The following is a 4,007-nucleotide window of genomic DNA, read 5'->3' on the forward strand; positions in this document are numbered from 1 at the left end:
CGGCCAGCAGGAGACTTTCCTTAACGTGCAGGGCTATGACGCGGTGATCATCGCAGTGAAGCACGTTTATGCCTCTTTATTTAACGATCGCGCCATCTCTTACCGTGTGCATCAGGGCTACGACCATCGCGGCGTTGCGCTCTCGGCCGGTATTCAGCGCATGGTGCGATCGGATCTCGCCTCGTCGGGCGTAATGTTTACCATTGATACCGAATCAGGCTTCGATCAGGTGGTGTTTATCACCTCAGCCTTTGGTTTGGGCGAAATGGTGGTGCAGGGCGCGGTTAACCCCGACGAGTTCTACGTGCACAAACCGACATTAGCAGCCAACCGTCCGGCAATTGTGCGCCGCACCATGGGCTCGAAAAAGCTACGCATGGTGTACGCCGATTCGCAGGAGCATGGCGAGCAGGTGCGCATTGAAGATGTCGAGCAGGAACAGCGCGATCGCTTCAGCTTAACCGATGACGAAGTGCAGGCGCTGGCGCGTCAGGCGGTGCTGATTGAGCAGCATTACAAACGCCCAATGGACATTGAGTGGGCGAAAGATGGCCACACCGGCAAACTGTTCATCGTGCAGGCGCGTCCGGAAACGGTGCGCTCAAACGGTCAGGTGATGGAGCGCTATACGCTACAGGGCAAAGGCAAAGTGGTGGTCGAGGGGCGCGCCATTGGTCATCGCATCGGTGCCGGTGAAGTCAAAGTTATTCACGACATCAGCGAGATGCACCGCATTGAAAAAGGCGATGTGCTGGTGACCGACATGACCGATCCCGATTGGGAACCGATCATGAAGAAAGCCTCGGCCATCGTCACCAATCGCGGCGGTCGTACCTGCCACGCGGCGATCATCGCGCGTGAATTGGGCATTCCGGCGGTGGTGGGCTGTGGCGATGCCACCGATCACCTCAAAGATGGCCATAAAGTCACGGTTTCCTGTGCCGAAGGCGATACCGGTTATGTCTATGACGAACTGCTGGACTTTGAAGTCACCAGCTCGCAGGTCGATACCATGCCGGAACTGCCGCTGAAGATTATGATGAACATCGGTAACCCGGATCGTGCCTTTGATTTCGCCTGCTTGCCGAACGAAGGTGTAGGCCTGGCGCGTCTGGAATTCATCATTAACCGCATGATTGGCGTGCATCCGAAAGCGCTGCTGGAGTTTGATCAGCAAACGCCAGAACTGCAGCAGCAAATTCGTCAGATGATGAAAGGTTTTGATGATCCGATTGAGTTCTATATCGGCCGTCTGACCGAAGGGATTGCGACCTTGGGTGCGGCGTTTGCGCCGAAACGCGTGATTGTTCGTCTCTCGGATTTCAAAACCAACGAATACGCCAACCTGGTCGGCGGCGAGCGTTACGAGCCGGAAGAAGAGAACCCGATGCTCGGTTTCCGTGGCGCCGGTCGTTACGTTGCTGATAACTTCCGCGACTGCTTCAAGCTGGAGTGCGAAGCGGTGAAGCGTGTGCGTAACGAAATGGGACTGACCAACGTTGAGATCATGATTCCGTTCGTGCGTACCGTCGATCAAGCCGAAGCGGTAGTTGCTGAGCTGGCGAAAAACGGTCTGAAGCGCGGCGAGAACGGCCTTAAAGTGATCATGATGTGTGAGATCCCGTCCAACGCCTTGCTGGCTGAGCAGTTCCTCGAGCACTTCGATGGCTTCTCCATCGGTTCCAACGACATGACGCAGTTGGCGCTGGGCCTCGATCGTGACTCTGGCGTGGTGTCCGCGCTGTTTGATGAACGTAATGATGCCGTGAAAGCGCTGTTATCGATGTCGATCAAAGCGGCGAAAAAACAGGGCAAATACGTCGGTATTTGCGGTCAGGGACCGTCGGATCATCAGGACTTTGCGGCATGGTTAATGGAGCAGGGCATTGATAGCTTGTCGCTGAATCCGGATACCGTGGTTGAAACCTGGTTGGGTTTGGCAGAGCTCAACGCTGCGAAACATTAACCAAGCGGCAATTTGATGCTTCAAATGAGAGTTTGACGTGTCATTAAGGTAATTATCAAGGCCAGCGCTGCTGGCATTGTTGTTTTGCCTGAAAAAAAGCCAAAAAAAAGCCCATCACAGGGGATGGGCAAAGACTACACACAGCAATTCTTCACTTTACTCAGGGGAATAAGGTTGTTTAAAAATCAGTAGCTTGATTCCAAACATAGGAAACATGTTATTGATCAGGCCCGCTGGCGTCTTTAAGAATCCTCTTATTAGTTTAAAGCTGATAACCTTTCGTGGTGATTTTCTTAGTGATCTACCGCTGTTTCAGCTGCAAAAATAATCATTCCGTAAGCGAATCCCACCTAAAGCGCCTAAAACTGCGTTTTTTCTTAAAAATCGCTTATGAAAAAAAATCATTATCGGTAAGGAATCAGCGCTGACGATGTAGAGGCATTAGTCGGGTTAAAGTAAGGCCAGTGTAAAACGGAGAGTTTGTGCATCTTTTGCAGGGTGGGCATTCAGGTGTATTAGGTCGCCATGAATGGCGACCCTACGAATAACTTAATGTTGTTCTTCTTCGTGATCGGCCAGCGCTTCGATGGCGGTTTGCATATCGTCATCCGGTTCAGGTGCTTCATGCATCCACACCGAAACCAGACGATAAGAGACCGCCAATACTACCGGACCAATAAACAGTCCGATCATGCCGAAAGCAATCAATCCGCCAATAACACCGGAGAGGATCAGGATCATCGGTAAATCGGCGCCCATACGAATCAACATCGGACGCAACACACTGTCCAGCGTACCGACCACGCAGCTCCACACCAGCAGCACCGTGCCCCATGTGGTATCGCCACTCCAGTAGAGCCAGATAATCGCTGGCACTAACACTACCAGCGGCCCGAGCTGCACCAGACAGGTCAGAATCATCAGCACGGTTAACAGCGTGGCGTAAGGAATACCGGAAATGGCTAAACCGATGCCGCCGAGTACGCCCTGAACCAGCGCGGTGACCACCACGCCGAGCGCCACGGCGCGAATCGCCTGACCAGCCAGCAGCACTGCGGCATCACCACGGCGTCCGCTCATGCGATAAGCAAAATGACGAATCCCGTGACCCACCTGCTCGCCGCGCCAGTAGAGCAGCACGCTGAACAGCAGCATCACGATGAGATGCATCATAAAGCGGCCAAAGTGTCCGGCCTGCGCCACGAAGAAGCCCGTGGTGCGACCAATATAAGGCTGCACCTGATTGAGCATCGCCGCGCCGCCGCCATCAACTAATTTGTGGTAGCTGGAGTAGAGTTTTCTGCCGACATAGGGAATCTGTCGCAACCAGTCAAAGTCAGGCATCACCAGATGGCGCTGCGTTGCCCAGGCAATCACCGGCGCGCTGTTATCAATCAGGCTGCTGACCAGCAGGGCGATAGGAATAATAAACAGCAGTAATAGCAAAATGGTCATGGCGATAACCGCCAGCGAGCGGCGTCCCCATAACATTTGTTGCAGTCGAATCATCAATGGCCAGGTGGCGATCACCACCATGCTGGCCCAGGCAAAGCCGAGAATAAAGGGCTGCACCACCCACAGACTGGCGATGATCATGATCAGAATGAACATCAGTGAAAACAGCATTTGCGGTAAATCCATACCGCGTTGCAGGTCTTTCATCACAACGGTTAACCTCGATTGAATCCTTCAGAGTGGGGCTGAACAGCCCTGATTAATGATGATCTATTTCCTGAAAATTAAACAGGAAAAGCAGCGACGGCGGCGCGCTTTCCTGAAAAAACAGCAGCCAGCAGAAAAGTATGATAAAACCAATGGCTGAAAAAAATTACGACGCAAACGTTTACAACATCTCGGTCACTCAATAATGATCCCACAGATTTCTCAGGCACCGGGCCTCGTTCAACTGGTGCTGACATTCCTGCAGTCCTTAAAAGAGCAAGGCTTTACCGGCGATACCGCCACCAGCTATGCCGATCGCCTCTCGCTATCCACCGACAACAGTATTTATCAGCTGCTGCCTGATGCGGCGCTGTTTCCG

2 protein-coding genes and 1 other RNA gene are annotated in these 4,007 nt (G+C 53.0%); 1 reads left to right on the forward strand and 2 read right to left on the reverse strand.

The genetic code is table 11. The features are described 5' to 3' along the window. The coding region (ppsA, locus tag RTY00_RS21185; RefSeq protein WP_312666039.1) for a phosphoenolpyruvate synthase at positions 1-1,966 on the forward strand (1,966 nt) is incomplete at its 5' end. Positions 1,967-2,065: 99 nt separating this feature from the next. Here ppsA and rprA read toward each other — a convergent pair. Together rprA and ydiK are read right to left on the reverse strand one after the other, a co-directional pair. Next, positions 2,066-2,173: antisense sRNA RprA (gene rprA / locus RTY00_RS21190), an RNA gene on the reverse strand. Positions 2,174-2,515: 342 nt separating this feature from the next. Then, positions 2,516-3,628 (reverse strand): AI-2E family transporter YdiK, encoded by a 1,113-nt coding sequence (gene ydiK / locus RTY00_RS21195; protein ID WP_154194134.1) that lies wholly within the window; start codon positions 3,626-3,628, stop codon positions 2,516-2,518. Positions 3,629-4,007 lie beyond the last annotated feature (379 nt).

The organism is Pantoea sp. CTOTU49201 (assembly GCF_032054795.1).
Classification (GTDB): domain Bacteria; phylum Pseudomonadota; class Gammaproteobacteria; order Enterobacterales; family Enterobacteriaceae; genus Pantoea; species Pantoea symbiotica.